This window comes from Aeromicrobium sp. EU05-FHT14F07 (genome assembly GCF_058790455.1).
This window is the reverse complement of sequence record NZ_JBYTCR010000009.1, coordinates 123,516-141,397: the sequence shown is the minus strand read 5'-3', so window position 1 is coordinate 141,397 and position 17,882 is coordinate 123,516. Positions and strand designations below refer to the sequence as shown.

Annotated in this window: 18 protein-coding genes; 11 read left to right on the top strand and 7 right to left on the bottom strand. The window is 72.9% G+C overall.

The annotated features are described in order from the left end of the window. Positions 1-409: 409 nt before the first annotated feature. Entirely contained in the window at positions 410-853 is a 444-nt protein-coding gene (locus tag AC3WRM_RS10295) for a GNAT family N-acetyltransferase (RefSeq protein WP_492248119.1), read from the bottom strand. Further along, positions 850-1,206 carry a GntR family transcriptional regulator gene (locus tag AC3WRM_RS10290; protein WP_492248120.1) on the bottom strand — a complete coding sequence of 119 codons (357 nt, stop codon included), beginning with the start codon at positions 1,204-1,206 and terminating at the stop codon, positions 850-852. The genes AC3WRM_RS10295 and AC3WRM_RS10290 overlap by 4 nt, the downstream gene beginning before the upstream one ends. A gap of 131 nt (positions 1,207-1,337) precedes the next feature. Here AC3WRM_RS10290 and pcrA point away from each other — a divergent pair, with 131 nt between their 5' ends. Beyond that, positions 1,338-3,725 (top strand): DNA helicase PcrA, encoded by a 2,388-nt coding sequence (gene pcrA / locus AC3WRM_RS10285; RefSeq protein WP_492248121.1) that lies wholly within the window; start codon positions 1,338-1,340, stop codon positions 3,723-3,725. A gap of 61 nt (positions 3,726-3,786) precedes the next feature. Here the strand turns inward: pcrA and AC3WRM_RS10280 are convergent, their stop codons facing one another. Then, a complete protein-coding gene (locus tag AC3WRM_RS10280) occupies positions 3,787-4,566 on the bottom strand; it encodes a M23 family metallopeptidase (protein ID WP_492248122.1) in 780 nt (259 codons plus the stop codon). Positions 4,567-4,728: 162 nt separating this feature from the next. On the opposite strand from AC3WRM_RS10280, the gene AC3WRM_RS10275 reads away from it, so the two are divergent. From AC3WRM_RS10275 to sucD, 3 genes are all read left to right on the top strand, one after another. Further along, complete coding sequence (locus AC3WRM_RS10275) at positions 4,729-4,995, top strand: hypothetical protein (protein ID WP_492248123.1); 267 nt, start codon at positions 4,729-4,731, stop codon at positions 4,993-4,995. Between the two features lie 142 nt (positions 4,996-5,137). Further along, positions 5,138-6,304: an ADP-forming succinate--CoA ligase subunit beta gene (gene sucC / locus AC3WRM_RS10270; RefSeq protein WP_492248124.1), complete on the top strand. Its 1,167-nt coding sequence runs from the start codon at positions 5,138-5,140 to the stop codon at positions 6,302-6,304. 10 nt (positions 6,305-6,314) lie between these two features. Continuing rightward, complete coding sequence (gene sucD, locus AC3WRM_RS10265; RefSeq protein ID WP_492248125.1) at positions 6,315-7,208, top strand: succinate--CoA ligase subunit alpha; 894 nt, start codon at positions 6,315-6,317, stop codon at positions 7,206-7,208. 114 nt (positions 7,209-7,322) lie between these two features. Here the strand turns inward: sucD and AC3WRM_RS10260 are convergent, their stop codons facing one another. Next, positions 7,323-9,143 (bottom strand): SigE family RNA polymerase sigma factor, encoded by a 1,821-nt coding sequence (locus AC3WRM_RS10260; RefSeq protein ID WP_492248126.1) that lies wholly within the window; start codon positions 9,141-9,143, stop codon positions 7,323-7,325. A 69-nt stretch (positions 9,144-9,212) separates the two neighbouring features. On the opposite strand from AC3WRM_RS10260, the gene AC3WRM_RS10255 reads away from it, so the two are divergent. The 4 genes from AC3WRM_RS10255 (at position 9,213) to AC3WRM_RS10240 (ending at position 13,038) form a co-directional block, all read left to right on the top strand. Continuing rightward, entirely contained in the window at positions 9,213-10,451 is a 1,239-nt protein-coding gene (locus tag AC3WRM_RS10255; RefSeq protein ID WP_492248127.1) for a cell division protein PerM, read from the top strand. Then, positions 10,336-10,992, top strand: a complete 657-nt coding sequence (purN, locus tag AC3WRM_RS10250) for a phosphoribosylglycinamide formyltransferase (RefSeq protein WP_492248128.1) — start codon at positions 10,336-10,338, stop codon at positions 10,990-10,992. Before AC3WRM_RS10255 ends, purN begins: the two co-directional genes overlap by 116 nt. Next, a complete protein-coding gene (purH, locus tag AC3WRM_RS10245) occupies positions 10,989-12,545 on the top strand; it encodes a bifunctional phosphoribosylaminoimidazolecarboxamide formyltransferase/IMP cyclohydrolase (protein WP_492248129.1) in 1,557 nt (518 codons plus the stop codon). Before purN ends, purH begins: the two co-directional genes overlap by 4 nt. Before the next feature lie 67 nt (positions 12,546-12,612). Beyond that, a complete protein-coding gene (locus AC3WRM_RS10240; RefSeq protein ID WP_492248130.1) occupies positions 12,613-13,038 on the top strand; it encodes a GNAT family N-acetyltransferase in 426 nt (141 codons plus the stop codon). A 114-nt stretch (positions 13,039-13,152) separates the two neighbouring features. Here AC3WRM_RS10240 and AC3WRM_RS10235 read toward each other — a convergent pair whose 3' ends face one another. After that, positions 13,153-13,716, bottom strand: coding sequence for a TetR/AcrR family transcriptional regulator (locus tag AC3WRM_RS10235; protein ID WP_492248131.1), 564 nt, complete (start codon positions 13,714-13,716; stop codon positions 13,153-13,155). 105 nt (positions 13,717-13,821) lie between these two features. Then, positions 13,822-14,466 (bottom strand): TetR/AcrR family transcriptional regulator, encoded by a 645-nt coding sequence (locus tag AC3WRM_RS10230; protein WP_492248132.1) that lies wholly within the window; start codon positions 14,464-14,466, stop codon positions 13,822-13,824. Between the two features lie 149 nt (positions 14,467-14,615). Here AC3WRM_RS10230 and AC3WRM_RS10225 point away from each other — a divergent pair, with 149 nt between their 5' ends. From AC3WRM_RS10225 to AC3WRM_RS10215, 3 genes are all read left to right on the top strand, one after another. Continuing rightward, a complete protein-coding gene (locus tag AC3WRM_RS10225) occupies positions 14,616-15,479 on the top strand; it encodes a bifunctional methylenetetrahydrofolate dehydrogenase/methenyltetrahydrofolate cyclohydrolase (RefSeq protein WP_492248133.1) in 864 nt (287 codons plus the stop codon). After that, positions 15,476-15,760, top strand: a complete 285-nt coding sequence (locus AC3WRM_RS10220) for a DUF3017 domain-containing protein (RefSeq protein WP_492248134.1) — start codon at positions 15,476-15,478, stop codon at positions 15,758-15,760. The genes AC3WRM_RS10225 and AC3WRM_RS10220 overlap by 4 nt, the downstream gene beginning before the upstream one ends. A 73-nt stretch (positions 15,761-15,833) precedes the next feature. Beyond that, complete coding sequence (locus AC3WRM_RS10215) at positions 15,834-16,835, top strand: M14 family zinc carboxypeptidase (protein ID WP_492248135.1); 1,002 nt, start codon at positions 15,834-15,836, stop codon at positions 16,833-16,835. A gap of 42 nt (positions 16,836-16,877) precedes the next feature. On the opposite strand, the gene AC3WRM_RS10210 is transcribed toward AC3WRM_RS10215, so the two are convergent. Then, positions 16,878-17,864: a malate dehydrogenase gene (locus AC3WRM_RS10210; RefSeq protein WP_492248136.1), complete on the bottom strand. Its 987-nt coding sequence runs from the start codon at positions 17,862-17,864 to the stop codon at positions 16,878-16,880. Positions 17,865-17,882 lie beyond the last annotated feature (18 nt).

The window sequence follows — 17,882 nt, the reverse complement described above, 5'->3', positions numbered from 1 at the left end:
TTGTCCTCCTCGTCCCATTTGTTGTTTTTCTCCACACCCGGATCCCGTTCAGCGTGGCGAGGCTCCACCGACGGCACGCGCGAACGCAGAATCGTGCGCCCAGCACGCGCAAAGGAAGAATCGTGCGTCGCCCACGAGCCCAGACCGGACCCCGCGACCCGAAGCCGCCCCGGACCCGCTGCCGGTCGAGGCCCTTTCGGAGGCCACCCCCAGCGCCAGCCGAGGCAGCGCACCAGCAAGGTCACGACGACCACAGGCAGCGCACCAGCAAGGTCACGACGACCGCAGGCTGCGCACCAGCAAGGTCACGACCACCGCAGGCAACGCACCAGCAAGGTCACGACGATTGCAGGCTGCGCACCAGCAAGGTCACGACCCCGCAGCCAACGGATGAAGGCCCGACGCCGACTCAGCTCAGCTCGCGGACCAGATGGACGACGGGGAAGGGGCGGCCGAAGGCGTCGGTGGTGTGGGTGCGGAGGGTGCGGAAGCCGTGCGACGTGTAGAAGCCGAGGCCGTGCGCGTTGCCGGCGTAGACCTCGACGCTCGTGGGGCCGACGTGGTCGAGCAGGAGGGTGCCGATGCCCGTGCCGTGCACCTCGGGCTCGACGTAGAGCAGCTCCAGGTGCGTGCCTCGGCATCCGGCGAGGCCGAGGGGGCGGCCGGCGCGCTCGGCCACCCAGACGTCCATCGACGGCAGCAGTGCGTCGCGCAGATAGGGGTGGGCGTCGGTGAAGTCGTGGTCGGCCATGAAGCCGTGGCTGGTGCGCGCCGCCCGCTCCCAGAGGTCGGTCAGCTCGTCGAGGTCGCGCTCGCGGGCCAGCCTGATGGTCACGTCGTCCAGGTCGCTCACGCGCCCCACACCTCCTCGACCAGCCGGACGACCTGGTCGCGGGAGAGACCGGCGCGGCGCGCGTCCGCGACCACGCGCTCGACCGCCGCGCGGGTGGCGCCGTCGGGGGCGACCGGGGCCGTCACGAAGGTGCCGCGCCGACCCTGGGTCTCGACGACGCCGTCGGTCTCCAGCTCGCGGTAGGCCCGGGCGACGGTGTTGACGGCCAGCCCGAGGTCGGCGGCCAGCGCACGCACGGTCGGCAGCCGGTGCCCCGCGGGCAGCGAGCCGTCGGCGGCCGCCGCAGCCACCTGGCGCCGCACCTGCTCGAACGGCGGCTCCTGCGAGGCATGGTCCACCACGACGTCGATCACCCCGCCACCCTGCCAGCCGTCGCCGCCGGGCGCGAGCCCCCCTGTCGGTTCGTGCGCCGTCCGCCCGTCTCGTCGTCGCTCCGGTCCGTCATCGCGGCGCTGTCGGGCCCGCCGACTAGGCTGGACCGGTCATGACGTCGCCCTTTCCCGTGCCCGCAGGTGCCCGCCCCTCGTCGTCCTCGGACGACTCCGACCCGAGCCCGACGTCGGGGGCCCGTCCGCGCCGCGCGGCACGGTCCGACACGCTCCTCGAGGGGCTCAACGACGCCCAGCGGGCCGCGGTCTCGCACGAGCCGGGACCGGTCCTGGTGGTCGCGGGAGCCGGGTCGGGCAAGACGCGGGTGCTCACGCGCCGGATCGCCTGGCTGATCTCCGCCCGCGGTGCCCACCCGGGCTCGATCCTGGCGATCACGTTCACCAACAAGGCGGCGGCCGAGATGCGCGAGCGCGTCGCCGAGCTCGTCGGCGGCCCGTCGCGCGCCATGTGGGTGAGCACCTTCCACTCCTCGTGCGTGCGCATCCTGCGGCGCGAGGCCAACCGGTTCGGCTACACGTCCACGTTCAGCATCTACGACGCCGCCGACTCCCGGCGGCTGATGACGCTGGTGTGCAAGGACATGGGTCTGGACCCGAAGCAGGTCAACCCCCGCGCCGTGCTCCACTGGGTGTCCAACCTCAAGAACGAGCTGGTCGACCACGAGTCGGCCGGTGGCCGTGCCACCAACGGCACCGAGGAGCTCTACGCCGAGGCCTACCGCCTGTACCAGCAGCGGCTCCGGGCGGCCAACGCCATGGACTTCGACGACCTCATCATGCAGACCGTCCACCTGTTCCAGGCCTTCCCCGACGTCCGCGAGACCTACCGGCGACGCTTCCGTCACGTGCTCGTCGACGAGTACCAGGACACCAACCACGCCCAGTACGCGCTCGTGCGGGAGCTGTGCGACCCCGAGACGGACCCCGACCTCGACCTCATGGTCGTCGGCGACTCCGACCAGTCGATCTACGCCTTCCGTGGCGCGAACATCCGCAACATCCTCGAGTTCGAGCAGGACTACCCGGCAGCGTCCACCGTCCTGCTGGAGCAGAACTACCGCTCGACGCAGACGATCCTCAACGCGGCCAACGCGGTCATCAGCCGCAACGAGGGCCGCAAGGACAAGAAGCTGTGGTCCGCCGCAGGTGACGGCGAGCGGATCGTCGGCTACGTCGGCGACGACGAGCGCGACGAGGCGCAGTTCATCGCCGACGAGGTCGACCGGCTCACCGACGCCGGCGACGCCAAGCCGTCCGACGTCGCCGTCTTCTACCGCACCAACGCGCAGTCCCGCGTGTTCGAGGAGGTCTTCATCCGCGTCGGGCTGCCGTACCGCGTGGTCGGGGGCGTGCGCTTCTACGAGCGCAAGGAGATCAAGGACGCCCTCGCCTACGTGCGCGCGCTGGTCAACCCGCGCGACGCCGTGTCGCTGCGACGCATCGTCAACGAGCCGAAGCGGGGCATCGGCGACGGTGCACAGGCTGCCGTCGAGCGGTTCGCCGCACGCGAGCAGATCTCCTTCTGGGACGCCCTGCAGCGCGCGGAGGAGGCCGGCGACCTCGCCCCCCGCTCCCTGAAGGCCGTGCAGACGTTCGCCGCCACGATGGCCGAGCTGCGCGAGCTCGCGCTCTCCGGGGAGCCCGCCGACGTCGTGCTCGAGGCGGCCCTCACGCGCAGCGGGTACCTCTCCGCGCTCGAGGACAGCAAGGACCCGCAGGACGAGACCCGGGTCGAGAACCTCGCCGAGCTCGTCGCCGTCGCCCGCGAGTACGTCGTGAACGCGTCCACCGTCTCCGACGAGGAGAGCGGTCGCGAGGAGGCCGACCTGACGAGCGGATCGCTGGAGGCGTTCCTCGAGCAGGTCGCGCTCGTCGCCGACGCCGACTCGATCCCCGACGAGGGCGACGGCATGGTCACGCTCATGACCCTGCACACCGCCAAGGGCCTGGAGTTCCCGGTCGTCTTCCTGACCGGTCTCGAGGACGGCGTCTTCCCCCACCTGCGGGCGCTGGGTGACGCGAGCGAGCTGCAGGAGGAGCGCCGCCTCGCCTACGTCGGCATCACGCGCGCCCGGGAGCGGCTCTACGTCACGCGCGCCATGAGCCGTGCCGCGTGGGGCGCCCCGTCCTACAACCCCGCGTCGCGGTTCCTCGACGAGATCCCCGCGTACCTGCTCGACTGGCGCCGCGAGGGGCAGTCGCCGACGGCCTGGACCCGGGCGCCCTCCATCGGCTCCGGTGGTGCCTCCGGCGGAGGCGGCCGCGGTCAGGCGTTCACGGCCAAGGCGGCCGCGGCACGGTCGCAGCGCAAGCGTGCGGTGCCGTCGCTGACCCCGGGCGACCGGGTCACGCACGACAGCTTCGGCCTCGGCACCGTCGTCGCGCTCGACGGGCAGGGCGACAACGCGGTCGCCAGCGTCGACTTCGGGTCGCAGGGGGTCAAGCGTCTGCTGCTGCGCTACGCACCCGTCGAGAAGCTGTAGCCGCCGCGACGCACGGACGCCCCCGGCCGGTGGCCGGGGGCGTCGTCGGGTCGGGGTGGGGCTACGGCGTGACGCCGTGCTCGCGCAGGGCGATCTCCGGGTCGATCGGCTCGCCGCCGCCGGGTCGCACCTCGAGGTGCAGGTGGGGGCCGGTCACGTTGCCGGTCGAACCCGTGTAGCCGATCGTCTGGCCGGCGCGCACACGCTCGCCGGGCGTGGCGACGATGCGGCTCTGGTGGCAGTACCAGATCTCGGTGCCGTCGTCGAGGGTGACGACGGTGCGGTTGCCGTAGGCGCCCGCGTAGCTCGTGTCGGTGACCGTGCCGGCGGCGACCGAGACGATCGTCGAGCCCGACGGGCCCGCGAAGTCGAGGCCGGTGTGCACGCGCGCCCACAGCGAGCTGGACTGGCCGAACCGGGCGGTGAGCGCGTAGCCGGTGACCGGCAGCACCCACTGGTTCGACTTGTACTCGTCGGCGACGTTCTGCGCCTTGTCGCGCAGCTCGCCGTCGACCTTGAGCTTCTGAGACGCCTGCTGCTCGGTCTGGCGCGCGAGGGTGGCCTCGTCGATCTCGGGCGTCACGTCGACGCCCTGCGCGCCGGTGTAGCTCGCCGAGATCGTCTGGTAGCCGGAGTCGAGCGACCCCTGGTCGGCGCGCGGCGACAACGCTGCTGCGCCGATGCCGGCCATCACCAGGGCGACGGCTCCCGCGGCAGCCGGCGTGAAGCGCAGGCTGGTCTTGCGACGGCGGGGCCGGACAGCCGCCCGACGGCCGCCGACGGAGTCGCGCGGCGTCTGCTGCCTGACGTCGAGTCGACGTTTGGGCGCAGGTGATGACACGCAGAAACCTCCAGCGATGCACGGGCGGGACCTGTCGAGTCTAGAGGACAGAAGGTCATGGTCAAGGAGGAACCGGGACACCCGCACGGTCGTCCCCGTCGTTCCGGGCGTGTCGCGGGGGCGGTTGTGAGCAGGAACACCGCCGTGCGGGACGATCTCGGGGTGCCGATCCCCCGTGTCGTGGTGGCCGACCTGTCCGGTGCCGCCGAGGAGCGTGCGCTGCGCCGCGCCCGTGAGGTGAGCGCGGACGGCGAGGAGGTCGTCTACCTCGGTGCCAGCCAGCCGGTGGCGACCGCCTGGGTGGTGCGCGCGGAGGACGCCGGACGCGTGCTCGTGGTCGCCGACGACGCGGCGGAGCAGGCGTTGCGGGCCGCGCTCGCCGAGCTCGGGATCGACGACGTCGCGCTCGAGGTGCTGCCGCCGGACTGAGACGCGAGGCGGTGGCGTGGCCGCCGTCACGCTCCCCGGTGTGACGCACCCCGCCGCCCGTTTGCCTCCCACAGCGGCTAGAGTCCCGAGAGGCTCTGACCTACCTCAGAGGACCCTGGACGAACCAAGGACGGTCATCACCGTGGATCTGATGGAATACCAGGCGAAGGAGCTCTTCGCCAAGCACGGCGTCGCGACGACGCTCGGCAAGGTCGTCACGACCGCCGACGAGGCCAAGGCCGCCGCCGAGGAGCTCGGCGGCGTCACCGTGATCAAGGCGCAGGTCAAGGCCGGCGGCCGCGGCAAGGCGGGCGGCGTGAAGATCGCCAAGACCGCCGACGAGGCCTACGAGCACGCGTCGAACATCCTCGGCATGGAGATCAAGGGCCTGACGGTCAACCGCGTGCTCGTCACGCCGGCCACGCCCCCGGTCGAGGAGTACTACTTCTCCTTCCTGCTGGACCGGTCGAACCGCAGCTACCTGTGCATCGCGAGCGTCGAGGGTGGTGTGGAGATCGAGGAGGTCGCCAAGACCAACCCCGAGGCCGTCCGCCAGATCCCGATCGACGCCGGTGCCGGCGTCGACGAGGCCAAGGCCCGCGCGATCGTCGAGGAGGCCAAGTTCCCGGCCGAGCTCGCCGACCAGGCCGTCGCCATGGTGCAGTCGCTCTGGAAGGTCTTCGTCGAGGAGGACGCCACCCTCGTCGAGGTCAACCCGCTCGCCCGTCTCGAGGGCGACAAGCTCGAGGCCCTCGACGGCAAGGTGTCGCTGGACGACAACGCCTCCGAGGTGCGCCACGCCGAGCACGAGGAGTTCGTCATCCACGAGGAGGCGGACCCGCTCGAGGCCAAGGCCAAGGAGAAGGGCCTCAACTACGTCAAGCTCGACGGCGAGGTCGGCATCATCGGCAACGGCGCGGGCCTGGTCATGAGCACCCTCGACGTCGTCGCGTACGCCGGCGAGAAGCACGGCTCGGTCAAGCCGGCCAACTTCCTCGACATCGGTGGCGGCGCCTCGGCGCAGGTCATGGCCGACGGTCTCGACGTCATCCTCGGCGACCCGCAGGTCAAGAGCGTGTTCGTCAACGTCTTCGGCGGCATCACGTCGTGCGACGCGGTCGCGAACGGCATCAAGGGCGCGCTCGAGCTGCTCGGCGACAACGCCACCAAGCCGCTCGTGGTCCGTCTCGACGGCAACAACGTCGACGAGGGTCGCGCCATCCTGGACGAGCTGGACCACCCGCTCGTCACCCAGGTGGACACGATGGACGGAGCGGCCGACAAGGCCGCCGAGCTGGCGAACGGCTGAAGGGGCTGACATGTCGATCTTCCTGACCAAGGACTCCAAGGTCATCGTCCAGGGCATCACCGGCGGCGAGGGCTCCAAGCACACCGCCCGCATGCTGGCGGCCGGCACCAACGTCGTGGGCGGCGTCAACGCCCGCAAGGCCGGCACGACCGTCACCCACACCGACGCCTCCGGCGCCGAGGTGGAGCTGCCCGTCTTCGGCTCGGTCTCCGAGGCCATCGAGAAGACGGGCGCCGACGTGTCCGTCGCGTTCGTCCCGCCGGCGTTCACCAAGGACGCCGTGATCGAGGCCATCGACGCCGAGATCGGTCTGCTCGTCATCATCACCGAGGGCGTGCCGGTCCAGGACTCCGCCGAGTTCTGGGCCTACGCCCAGGGTAAGAAGACGCGCATCATCGGCCCGAACTGCCCCGGCATCATCACGCCGGGTGAGGCGCTGGCCGGCATCACGCCCGCCAACATCGCCGGCAAGGGCCCGATCGGCCTGGTGTCGAAGTCGGGCACGCTGACCTACCAGATGATGTTCGAGCTGCGCGACTTCGGCTTCTCGACCGCCATCGGCATCGGTGGCGACCCGATCATCGGCACCACGCACATCGACGCGCTCGAGGCCTTCGAGAACGACCCCGAGACGAAGGCGATCGTCATGATCGGCGAGATCGGTGGCGACGCGGAGGAGAAGGCGGCCGCCTACATCCAGGCGAACGTCACCAAGCCGGTCGTCGGCTACGTGGCCGGCTTCACCGCGCCCGAGGGCAAGACGATGGGCCACGCCGGCGCCATCGTCTCCGACGGCGCGGGCACGGCGCAGGGCAAGAAGGAGGCCCTCGAGGCCGCCGGCGTCAAGGTCGGCAAGACGCCGTCCGAGACCGCCGCCCTGATGCGCGAGATCCTCAACGGCTGACGCTCGCGTCCGCCATGCCCGGGCCCCGACCTCCTCGTGAGGTCGGGGCCCGGGCACGTTGCGGGGCGTCGAGGAGGCACGGGTGCGCCGGCATCCCGCTCGGGACGGAGCGGCTCAGCGGTCCTCGGCGTAGGCGAGGCGCTCACCGGCGCGGCGCACGAGCGACTCCCAGGCCCGCTGGTCGACGTCGTAGTCGCCGACCGGCGTCATGGTGACCTGGGCGACGGCCTTGCCGCGGCGCACGACCCCCGTGCGGATCACCTGACGCTTGCCGTCGGAGACCTCCGCGCTGATCCGCCAGGAGCGGCCCGAGAACCCGTCGCCCTTGATCGTGCTGCGCTGGCCGACCTTGGCCGAGAGGTTCTCGTCGGGGCAGTCGTCGATGTCCTGCGCGATGTCGTCGGCGAGGCTGCGAGCCTGGCCGTCCTCGTCGTAGGTGCCGACCGTCTCGGTCACGCCGAACTCGGCGGGGACGCCCACGGCGTCGGGGATGACGAACACGCGCGACGCGGTGCTGTCCAGGCCCTTGCGACGGAAGCTGGCGTCGCCGCACTGCGTGGCTGCCGGGTTGTTCCGGGTCTGCAGCGGCTTGGTGCCCGACCAGACCTTGTCGATGTCGGCCACCGGCGGCAGGTCGACCGTGTCGAGGAACCCGGGTGCGCCCGACGTCTTGGGCGGCAGGGCGTCGACGACCTCGATGTCGTCGCTGCAGCGACCGCCGCTGTCGCGGCAGACCCGCTGGATCGAGGCGTTGAGGGTGGTGGCGAAGGCGTCGATGTCCGGCCCGGCGTCGCCGGTCCGCTCGTGCACGAGCGTGCTCGTGACGCGGCCGGAGTGGGCGAGCCCGACGGTGAAGACCTTCTGCGGTGACCGGTGCGAGCGCAGTCGCAGGATCTGGAAGTCGCCGAACGGGCGCTTGACCACGAACGACCCGACGAGCTGGACCCTCGGGTGGCTGCAGCCGGCGTACCAGCCGAGCGTCGTCTCGTACGCCTTCGCCGCGGCGGCGTCGTTGCGCGAGACCTCGATGGACTCCGCCACGCGGTCGTCGTCGCCACCGCTCGCCGTGAACGTGCGGACGAAGACGCGCAGCGGGTCGGGGTCGGCGTAGCGCTGCGGCGGGCAGGTCGCGTAGGGGGTGGTGTTGGTCGGGTCCTCGTCGGTGCCCTCGGAGGCCCAGCGGCGGGTGACGTCGATGCCAGCCACCTGGCGGGTGGTCAGGAGGTTGTCGGCGGTGATCTCGCGGGCCTCGAGGACGAGGTCGGGTCGCTCGGCGCCCAGTTTCTCGCGGTACGGCAGCTCGGTCTGCGTCGCGAGCGCGTCGCCGTCGGTCGCCACCAGGCCGCCGGCGAGGACCGCCAGCACGGCCGCGGCCACCAGCAGCACCGTGTTGCGCTGGCCGCCGCGGCGCGCGGTCGCACGCACCTCGTCGGCAGCGGGCATGCTCAGCTGACCGGTGACCGACCCGAGCGCCTTCAGCCGGGTCTCGAGCTCCTCGAGGGAGAGCCCCAGCCGTCGTTCGAGGCCGTCGAGCGCGGTCGTGACGACCTCGATGCCCTCCTCGGCCCCGACCCCCACCTCGCGCGAGGCCTGGTCGAGGTCGGTGTCGCCGAGCGTCAGGAGCACGATCAGCCGGCGGTCGTCGACGGGGAGGTCGTGCAGCGCGTCGAGCAGCGCGGTGTCGGCGTCCTCCTCGTGGCGACGACGCAGCGGGTGGGTGCCGCGGCTGACCGCCGTGAGCTTCCACGCCTCCGTCCGCACGTAGGCGAGCGGGTCGCGCTGACGGATCTTCGTCCAGTTGCGCCAGGCCCGGCGGTACGCGTCGACCGTCGCCTCCTGGGCCACCTGACGGTCGCCGGACATGGCGTACACGGCACGCAGGCAGGTGGCGGAGGTGGCCTCGTAGAAGCTCGTGAACTCGTCGGCGCGGGTCATCGAGCTGCCTCCTCGGGGATGTCGGCGTGGCTGGTCGGAACGTCATGACCTTACCGGGAGGATGGTCGGGTGAACTCGACCGTCACGACCCCGCCCCTGCGCCCAGGTGTGCTCACTGCCGGGGTCTCGGCGCTCGTCGCGCTCGTCGTCGGGTCCGGCGTGGCCCTCCTCGCCGGGGTCGGGGTGGTGTCGGCGCTGCGCACCGGCGCCCGGTCCTGGCTCGTGCTGCAGGGTGCGGGGATCGAGCTGCAGGGCACGACGCTGGGCCTCGTGCCGCTCGGCGGCGTGCTGCTCTGCGGTGCTCTGACGGCGCGGGTCGCGCGAGCGATGACCCCGGCCCCGGTCGACTCCCCGGGGGCGTTCGCGGCCACCGTGGCCGGCACCAGCGGCGTGCTGGCCGCCGTCCTCGCCAGCGTCTCGAGCACGCCCGACATCGTCGTCAACCCGGCCCGCGCGGCGGCGGCGGTCTTCGTCGTGAGCGGGGTGTCGGCGGCGCTGGGTGCGACGATGCACCACGGACGAGCCGGTGACCTCTGGCCCGCGCCGTGGCGTCGTCCGGAGGTGCGCGGAGCGGTCGTCGCCGGTGCACGCGGCGCCGCCGTGCTGCTGGCCGCCGCGGGCGTCGTGGTGGTGACGCTGCTGGTGCGCCACGTCGAGCGCGCCGGACAGCTGTGGGCGCTGCTCGACCCGGGCGCTGCCGGCACGCCCGCGCTGGCCGCGATCTGCCTGCTCGCGGTGCCGACCATGGTCGCCTGGACCGCGTCGGTGCTCCTCGGCCCCGGCTTCGTGCTGGGGACGCAGACGTCCGTCGACCTCGCCGGCGCGCAGCTCGGCCCCGTCCCGGGGCTGCCGGTGCTGGCCGCGCTGCCGTCGCCCGGGACCTTCGACGACTGGGTAGTCGTGCTGGGACTCGTCCCGGTGCTCGCCGGTCTCGTCGCCGGCTGGACCGTGCGCGCCGGTGCCGAGGCGCCCTTCGGGCTGTCCGACCGACCGGTGCTGGGGCGCAGCCTGCTCGGCCTCGCCGCGGGCGCGGCCGGTGGCGTGGTCGTCGGCGTGCTGGTCGGTGCGTCCGGCGGCGCGGTCGGCCCTGGGCGGCTGGCCGACGCCGGGCCGCCCGCCCTGACGCCCCTGCTGGTCGCCGTCCCCGCGATGGCCGTGGGCGGTGCGCTCGGCGCCCTCGCGGCGCACTATCGTGACGCCCGTGCCCTCCGCCCCGAGCCCGAGCCCGACGCCGACGCGCGCCCGTCTCGTCGTCCTCGTCTCCGGCTCCGGCACCAACCTCCAGGCGCTGATCGACGCGACGGCTGACCCGGCCTACGGGGCCGAGGTCGTCGCCGTCGGTGCCGACCGCGACGGCATCGAGGGGCTGGCGCGGGCCGAGCGGGCCGCGATCCCGACGTTCGTCGTGAGGCTCGCGGACCACCCGGACCGGGAGGCCTGGGACGTCGCCCTCACCGAGCAGGTGGCGGCGCACGAGCCCGACCTGGTCGTCCTCGCCGGCTTCATGAAGCTGGCCGGCCCGCACTTCCTCGGGCGCTTCGGGGGGCGGACGCTGAACACCCACCCCGCCCTGTCGCCGTCCTTCCCGGGCATGCACGGGCCCCGCGACGCGCTGGAGTACGGCGTGAAGATCACCGGCGCGACCCTGTTCGTCGTCGACGCCGGCGTCGACACCGGCCCGATCGTCGCCCAGGTGGCGGTGCCGGTGCTGCCCGACGACGACGTCGCCTCCCTCCACGAACGCATCAAGACCAGCGAGCGCCGCATGCTCGTCGACTCCGTCGGCGAGCTGGCCCGGCGCGGCTTCACCCTGACCGACCGCACCCTCACGCTCGGAGACCCCGCATGAGCACACGACCGATCCAGCGCGCCCTCGTCTCGGTGTACGACAAGACCGGTCTGGAGGACCTGGCCCGGGCGCTGCACGCGGCCGGCGTCTCCCTCGTCTCGACGGGCTCGACGGCCCGGACCATCGAGGCCGCCGGCGTGCCGGTGACGCCCGTGGAGGAGGTGACCGGCTTCCCCGAGTGCCTCGACGGTCGCGTGAAGACGCTCCACCCGCGCGTGCACGCGGGGATCCTCGCCGACACGAGGCTCGAGGACCACGTGGCGCAGCTCTCCGAGCTCGGCGTCGAGCCGTTCGACCTCGTCGTGGTCAACCTCTACCCGTTCCGCGAGACGGTCGCCTCGGGTGCGACCCCCGACGAGTGCGTGGAGCAGATCGACATCGGCGGCCCGTCGATGGTGCGGGCGGCCGCGAAGAACCACCCGAGCGTCGCCATCGTGACGTCGCCCGACGCGTACGGCGACGTCGAGGCCGCGCTGGCGGCCGGCGGCTTCACGCTGGAGCAGCGTCGCCGGCTCGCCGCCCAGGCGTTCGCGCACACGGCCGCGTACGACGTGGCCGTCGCCGAGTGGTTCGCCGCCGGTGGCGCGGGGGAGGGCTCGGCCGACGGTGACTGGCCTGCCTTCGCGGGCACGGCGCTGCAGCGCCAGGCCGTCCTGCGCTACGGGGAGAACCCGCACCAGGGCGCGGCGCTGTACAGCGACGGCACCGGGGGGCTGGCCGCCGCCGAGCAGCTGCACGGCAAGGAGATGAGCTACAACAACTACGTCGACACCGACGCAGCGCGCCGCGCCGCCTACGACCACGACGCGCCCGCGGTGGCGATCATCAAGCACGCCAACCCGTGCGGCATCGCCGTCGGCGCCGACGTGGCCGAGGCCCACGCCCGTGCGCACGCCTGCGACCCGGTCTCGGCGTTCGGTGGCGTCATCGCCACCAACCGGCCCGTCTCGGTCGCGATGGCCGAGCAGGTCGCCGAGGTCTTCACCGAGGTCGTCGTCGCACCCGACTACGAGCCGGGCGCCGTCGAGGTGCTCCAGGGCAAGAAGAACATCCGCATCCTGCGTGCCGAGGGTGCCGACCGCGCCACGCACGAGGTGCGCGAGATCTCCGGCGGTGCGCTCGCCCAGCAGCGCGACCTGGTCGACGCGCCGGGTGACGACGTGTCCGGCTGGACGCTCGTCGCCGGGGAGCCGGCCGACGAGGCCACGCTCGCCGACCTCGCCTTCGCCTGGACCGCCGTGCGCGCGGTCAAGTCGAACGCCATCCTGCTGGCCCACGACGGCGCGTCCGTCGGCATCGGCATGGGTCAGGTCAACCGGGTCGACTCCTGCCGTCTGGCCGTCGAGCGGGCCGGCGAGGACCGTGCCCGCGGCTCCGTGGCGGCCTCGGACGCCTTCTTCCCGTTCGCCGACGGGCCGCAGATCCTCATCGACGCCGGGGTGCGGGCCATCGTCCAGCCCGGCGGCTCGGTGCGCGACGACGAGACCATCGCGGCGGCGCAGGCCGCGGGCGTCACGATGTACGTCACCGGGACCCGGCACTTCTTCCACTGAGTCCACGCGCGACGGCTCACGGGAACGTGCTGGAGGATCCTCGACGGGGTCGTGAAAGGGTCGGCCCATGGACGACGTGAGCGTGCGGAACGCCACCACGGACGACGTGACCGACCTCCTGGAGTTCTGGTCCCGAGCGGGCGAGAACGGGTCCCGGCCGGACGACCGTCCTGACCTCGTGCACGCCCTGATCCGGCACGACCCTGAGGCGGTCCTGGTCGCCGAGGCGGACGGGCGGGTCGTCGCCACGGTCATCGGCGGGTGGGACGGCTGGCGCGCCAACCTGTACCGCCTCGCCGTCGACCCCGGGTGGCGCGGTCGCGGCCTCGGTCGTCGCATGCTGGCCCTCGCCGAGGAGCGTCTCCGACGGCTCGGGGCCGAGCGCTTCTGCGCCATGGTCCTCGACGACAACGAGGAGGGCCGTGGCCTGTGGCGCGCGTGCGGCTACGCGCCGCAGGACGACTGGAGCAGGTGGGTCAAGCAGGCTCGCTGACCCGCCTGCCGCGACTCGTGCACCGTCACGCGGCGCCGCGGTGGATCAGCCACCTGGACGGCGCCCAGGACGTGGCAGATCCACCGCTCGGCACCTGCGGACGCAGGACCGTCGTCAGGCCTGCTGCGGCAGCGCGCGTCGCACGAGCTCGACCACGTGGGACTGCAGCAGCAAGAGCACTCCGTCGAGGCCGATCTCGCGATCGGCGGCGGCCACGAGCGCCCCGGAGTAGAGCAGGCTGGCGCCCCGGGTGACCTCCACCGGGTCGGGCACGCCGGTGGCGGCGAGGATCGCGACCTGGTTGCCGAAGCAGGCGTCGCGCATGGCGTGGACGGCCTCCAGCAGGTGCGGTCGGGCGAGCGCCGCCAGGTAGACGTTGAGGTAGTGCGACGGTCGGTCGGGGGAGAGGGTGCGCATCGGGGCGATGAACCGGTCCGCGGCCTCCTCGGCCGAGAGGCTCGTCCCGGCCTCGGGCACGAGCGCGGCCCACTCGTCGGTCCAGTGGGTCAGCGCCTCCCCGAACATGACGTCGACCAGCTGGTCGATCGAGGCGAAGTAGTACGAGACCGTCGCGAGCGGGACCTGCGCGGCCTCGCTGACGGATCGGTGGGTGACGGCCTTCGTGCCGCCCTCCTCGAAGAGCTTCGCGGCGGCGGCGACGAGCTGCTCGCGTCGCACTCGGCTCCGCTCCTGGCTCAGACGTGCGCGGCCTCCGGATAGTGCCTCAGGCATGGTCCTCTGTCTCTCACGTGCGGGGCCCCCTGGTGAACTTGCTCAGCGTAGTCAAGACTTCAACTTCTCGCTGACGATCTGGGCAACACCGTCGGGGCCGGCCAGCTCGGCCGCCACGAGGCCGCGGATCGCCCAGTCCAGCTGGGCCGCCTCCTCCTGCTCGGAGTACAGACGTGCCTGACGCCGCATGGCCGTGCCGACGATGAGGGTGAGCACCGTCGGTGCCAGCCTGGACGTGTCGGTGACACCGAGGATCGAGAGCCAGAGCGCGATGAGGCCCTCGAGGTCGCGGAGCGCGTCGCCGGCCTCCTCGCGCAGGGCGGGATCGTGGGTGGAGGCCAGGTAGATCGACAGCTCGACCGCCGCAGCCTCCGGACCGCGCACCGCGAACACGGCCTCGAAGGTCGGGGCGACCGAGTCGAGGTCGACGTTCTCGGGCGGCGTCTCGAGCCCGGCGAGCGAGGCCAGCGTGCTGCGCCAGCGTGCGATGTGCTCGCGGAGCGCCTCGCGGAGGAGGTCCTCGATGGAGGCGAAGTAGTAGGTGGTGGTGGCCGGCGGAAGTCCGGCGCGGCGAGCCACGGCGCGGTGCGTCACCGCCCGGGCGCCACCCTCGGCGAAGAGCGAGATGGCTGCCGTCAGCAGCTCGTCCCTCCGCAGTCGACTGCGCTCCTGCGACAGCTGCGCACGCGTCGTCATGTCCACCTCTCCACGTCGCGTCCCGTGACGCGAGTCCGAATCACCGCGACGTCGTCCGTCGTCGGGGCCTCCCCGTGGCCGAGTGTAGGGGGCCTGCGGGCGCCGGGCCTCCTGTCGCCGCGGGCCTGTCGCGTGACAGACTCGACGTCGTGACGGCGCAGATCCTGGACGGCAAGGCGGTGGCCGCGGCCATCAAGACGGAGCTCACCGGTCGCGTCGCGGCCCTGCGCGAGCGCGGGCTGGTCCCGGGCCTCGGCACGATCCTCGTCGGCGACGACCCGGGCAGCCGGTGGTACGTCGACGCGAAGCACCGCGACTGCGCGGAGATCGGCATCGAGTCGATCCGGGTCGACCTGCCGGCCACGGCCACGCAGGCCGAGGTCGAGGCGGCCGTCGACCGGCTCAACGCCGATCCTGCCTGCACCCTCTACATCGTCCAGCTGCCGCTGCCCCGTGGCATCGACGAGAACGCCGTGATCGGGCGCATCGACCCGGCCAAGGACGCCGACGGCCTGCACCCGACGAACCTCGGCTGGCTCGTGCTCGGCGAGCCGGCGCCGCTGCCGTGCACGCCGCGCGGCATCGTCGAGCTGCTGCGCCGCCACGACGTGCAGATCGCCGGTGCGCACGTCGTGGTCGTCGGTCGAGGCATCACCGTCGGCCGGCCCATGGGGCTCCTGCTCACCCGCCGGAGCGAGAACGCGACCGTCACGCTCTGCCACACCGGCACGCGCGACCTGGCGGCCGAGGTGAGACGGGCCGACATCGTCATCGCCGCGGCGGGCGTCCCGGGCATCATCACGCCCGACATGGTCAAGCCCGGCGCAGCCCTGCTCGACGTCGGCGTGAGCCGTGACGACGCCGGCAAGATCGTCGGCGACCTGCACCCGGGCGTCCACGACGTCGCCGGCTGGGTCGCCCCGAACCCGGGCGGGGTCGGTCCGATGACGCGCGCGATGCTCCTGAGCAACGTGGTGGACGAGGCCGAGAAGCGCGTCGCGGACGCCCCGTGAGCCCGGTCGTCCCGCGGAGCCGCGGGTCGCAGATCTACCTCTGCCTGCTCGTCGGCGTCGCCGTCGGGCTGGGCCTGGTGGGCCTGGGGCACTGGCGCGTCGGTCTGCTCGTCGTCGGTGTCACCTTCGCGCTCGGCGGTGTCGCCCGCGCGGTGGTGCCGCAGGACCACGTCGGCATGCTGCGGGTGCGGGGGCGCACCTTCGACATCGTCTGGCTGACGCTGCTCGGCGTGAGCCTGGCGGTCCTGGCGCTCGTCGTGCCTCCGGGCCCGCCGGCCTGACCTGTGTCGGTCGCCGTGACGCGAGTGCGTGCGTCGCCGCGCGCGGCGGTCCGCGGGGGCCTACCGTGGGGCGATGAAGCACGTCGTCGGGCGCGGCCCGGTCCGGTCCCTGGTCCTCGTGACGGTCCTGTCGCTCGGCGGCACCGCGCTCGCGACGTCGGCGGCGTCCGCCCTCGGACGTGACGTCCCGGACCCGTCCGAGCCCGCGGTCGAGGCGACGTCGACGACGAGCCCCACGCCCAGTCCCGGCCCGACCGTCTCGCCGACGCCGAGCGCGAGCCCCAGTCCGAGCCCCAGCCCGACGGCGTCGCCGACACCCACCGCGTCGCCCACGCCGAAGCCGACCGCCACCCCCAAGCCGACGCCGAAGCCCCAGCCGACACCGAAGCTCATCACGCGCAGCGCCGTCCTCGGCACGACCGTGCAGGGGCGCACGATCATGGGGTACTACCGCGGCTGGTCGCACACGACGCAGCGGCGCACGCTCGTCGTGCTCGGACAGATGCACGGCGACGAGAAGGCCGGCCTGCAGACCGCCGACTGGGTCCGCCGCAACGTCAAGCCCACGAAGGGCAGCGAGATCTGGGTCATCCCGACGATGAACCCCGACGGCAACGCCCGCGGCACCCGCACCAACGCCCGCGGTGTCGACCTCAACCGCAACTGGGGCACGAGCGGCTACCGGTCGAGCGGCAAGGGCTCCCGCACCTGGGGTGGTCCGCGTGCGGCGAGCGAGCGCGAGACGAAGGCCGTCGCGGCGTTCCTGCGTCGCAAGCGTCCCGACTACATCGCGTCGGTCCACCAGCCGTTCGGCGTCGTGGTGCGCACCGGCAAGGACCGAGGGTGGGAGCGACGACTCGCCGACGCGCTCGGCCTGCCCATCCGCGAGGTCGGCGTCGGGACGCCGTCCGGCCTCACCAGCCCCACGCTCACCGGCTGGTACAACCGCTACTACGGTCGCCACGGCACGGCGACGACGCTGGAGTACCGGGCGTCGGTCACCAGCGCCTACGCCGGACGCCGGGCCGGTCTGGCCATCACCGGCGCCGCCCGGGTCCGGGCGCGGCTGGGCTGAGCAGTTCCTCGCCGCCGAGGGGGAGGGGGCGGTGTCGCGGGCTCAGACGAGACCGAGCGCCGTCACCGCGTCGCGCTCCTCGACGAGCTCGGCCGCCGTCGCGTCCATCCGGGACCGGCTGAACTCGTCGATCTCGAGGTCCTGCACGATCGACCAGTCGCCGTCGCGCGTCGTGACGGGGTACGAGTACACGAGACCCTCGGGGATGCCGTAGGAGCCGTCCGAGCGCACCGCCATCGACACCCAGTCGCCGTCGGGGGAGCCCTGCAGCCAGTCGCGGGCCGCGTCGATCGTCGCCGACGCCGCGCTCGCCGCCGATGACGCGCCGCGCGCCTCGATGATCGCCGCGCCGCGCTTGGCGACCGTCGGGATGAAGACGTCTTCGATCCACGCCTGGTCGTCCACGACCTCGGCCGCGTTGCGGCCACCGATCTCGGCGTGGAAGAGGTCGGGGTACTGGGTGGCCGAGTGGTTGCCCCAGATGGTCATGCGCCGGATGTCGGCCACCGCGCTGCCGGTCCTGGCGGCCAGCTGGCTGATGGCCCGGTTGTGGTCGAGCCGGGTGAGCGCGCTGAACCGCTCCGCCGGGATGTCGGGCGCGTTGCTCAGCGCGATCAGCGCGTTCGTGTTCGCCGGGTTGCCGGTGACCCCGACCCGCACGTCGTCGGCCGCGACGTCGTTGAGGGCCCGGCCCTGCGCCGTGAAGATCGCGCCGTTCGCCTCGAGGAGGTCGCCGCGCTCCATCCCCTTCGTCCGGGGGCGGGCGCCGACGAGCAGGGCCAGGTTCACCCCGTCGAAGACCTCGCGCGGGTCGTCGCCGATCTCGACCGAGTGCAGCGTGGGGAACGCGCAGTCGTCCAGCTCCATCACGACGCCCTCCAGGGCCTTCAGGGCGGGCGTGATCTCGAGCAGCCGCAGCTGCACCGGAGTGTCGGGTCCGAGCAGGTCGCCGGAGGCGAGGCGGAAGAGCAGGCTGTAGCCGATCTGGCCGGCGGCGCCGGTGACGGCGACCTTGACGGGGCTGGTCACGTCGGGGTGCTCCTTGTG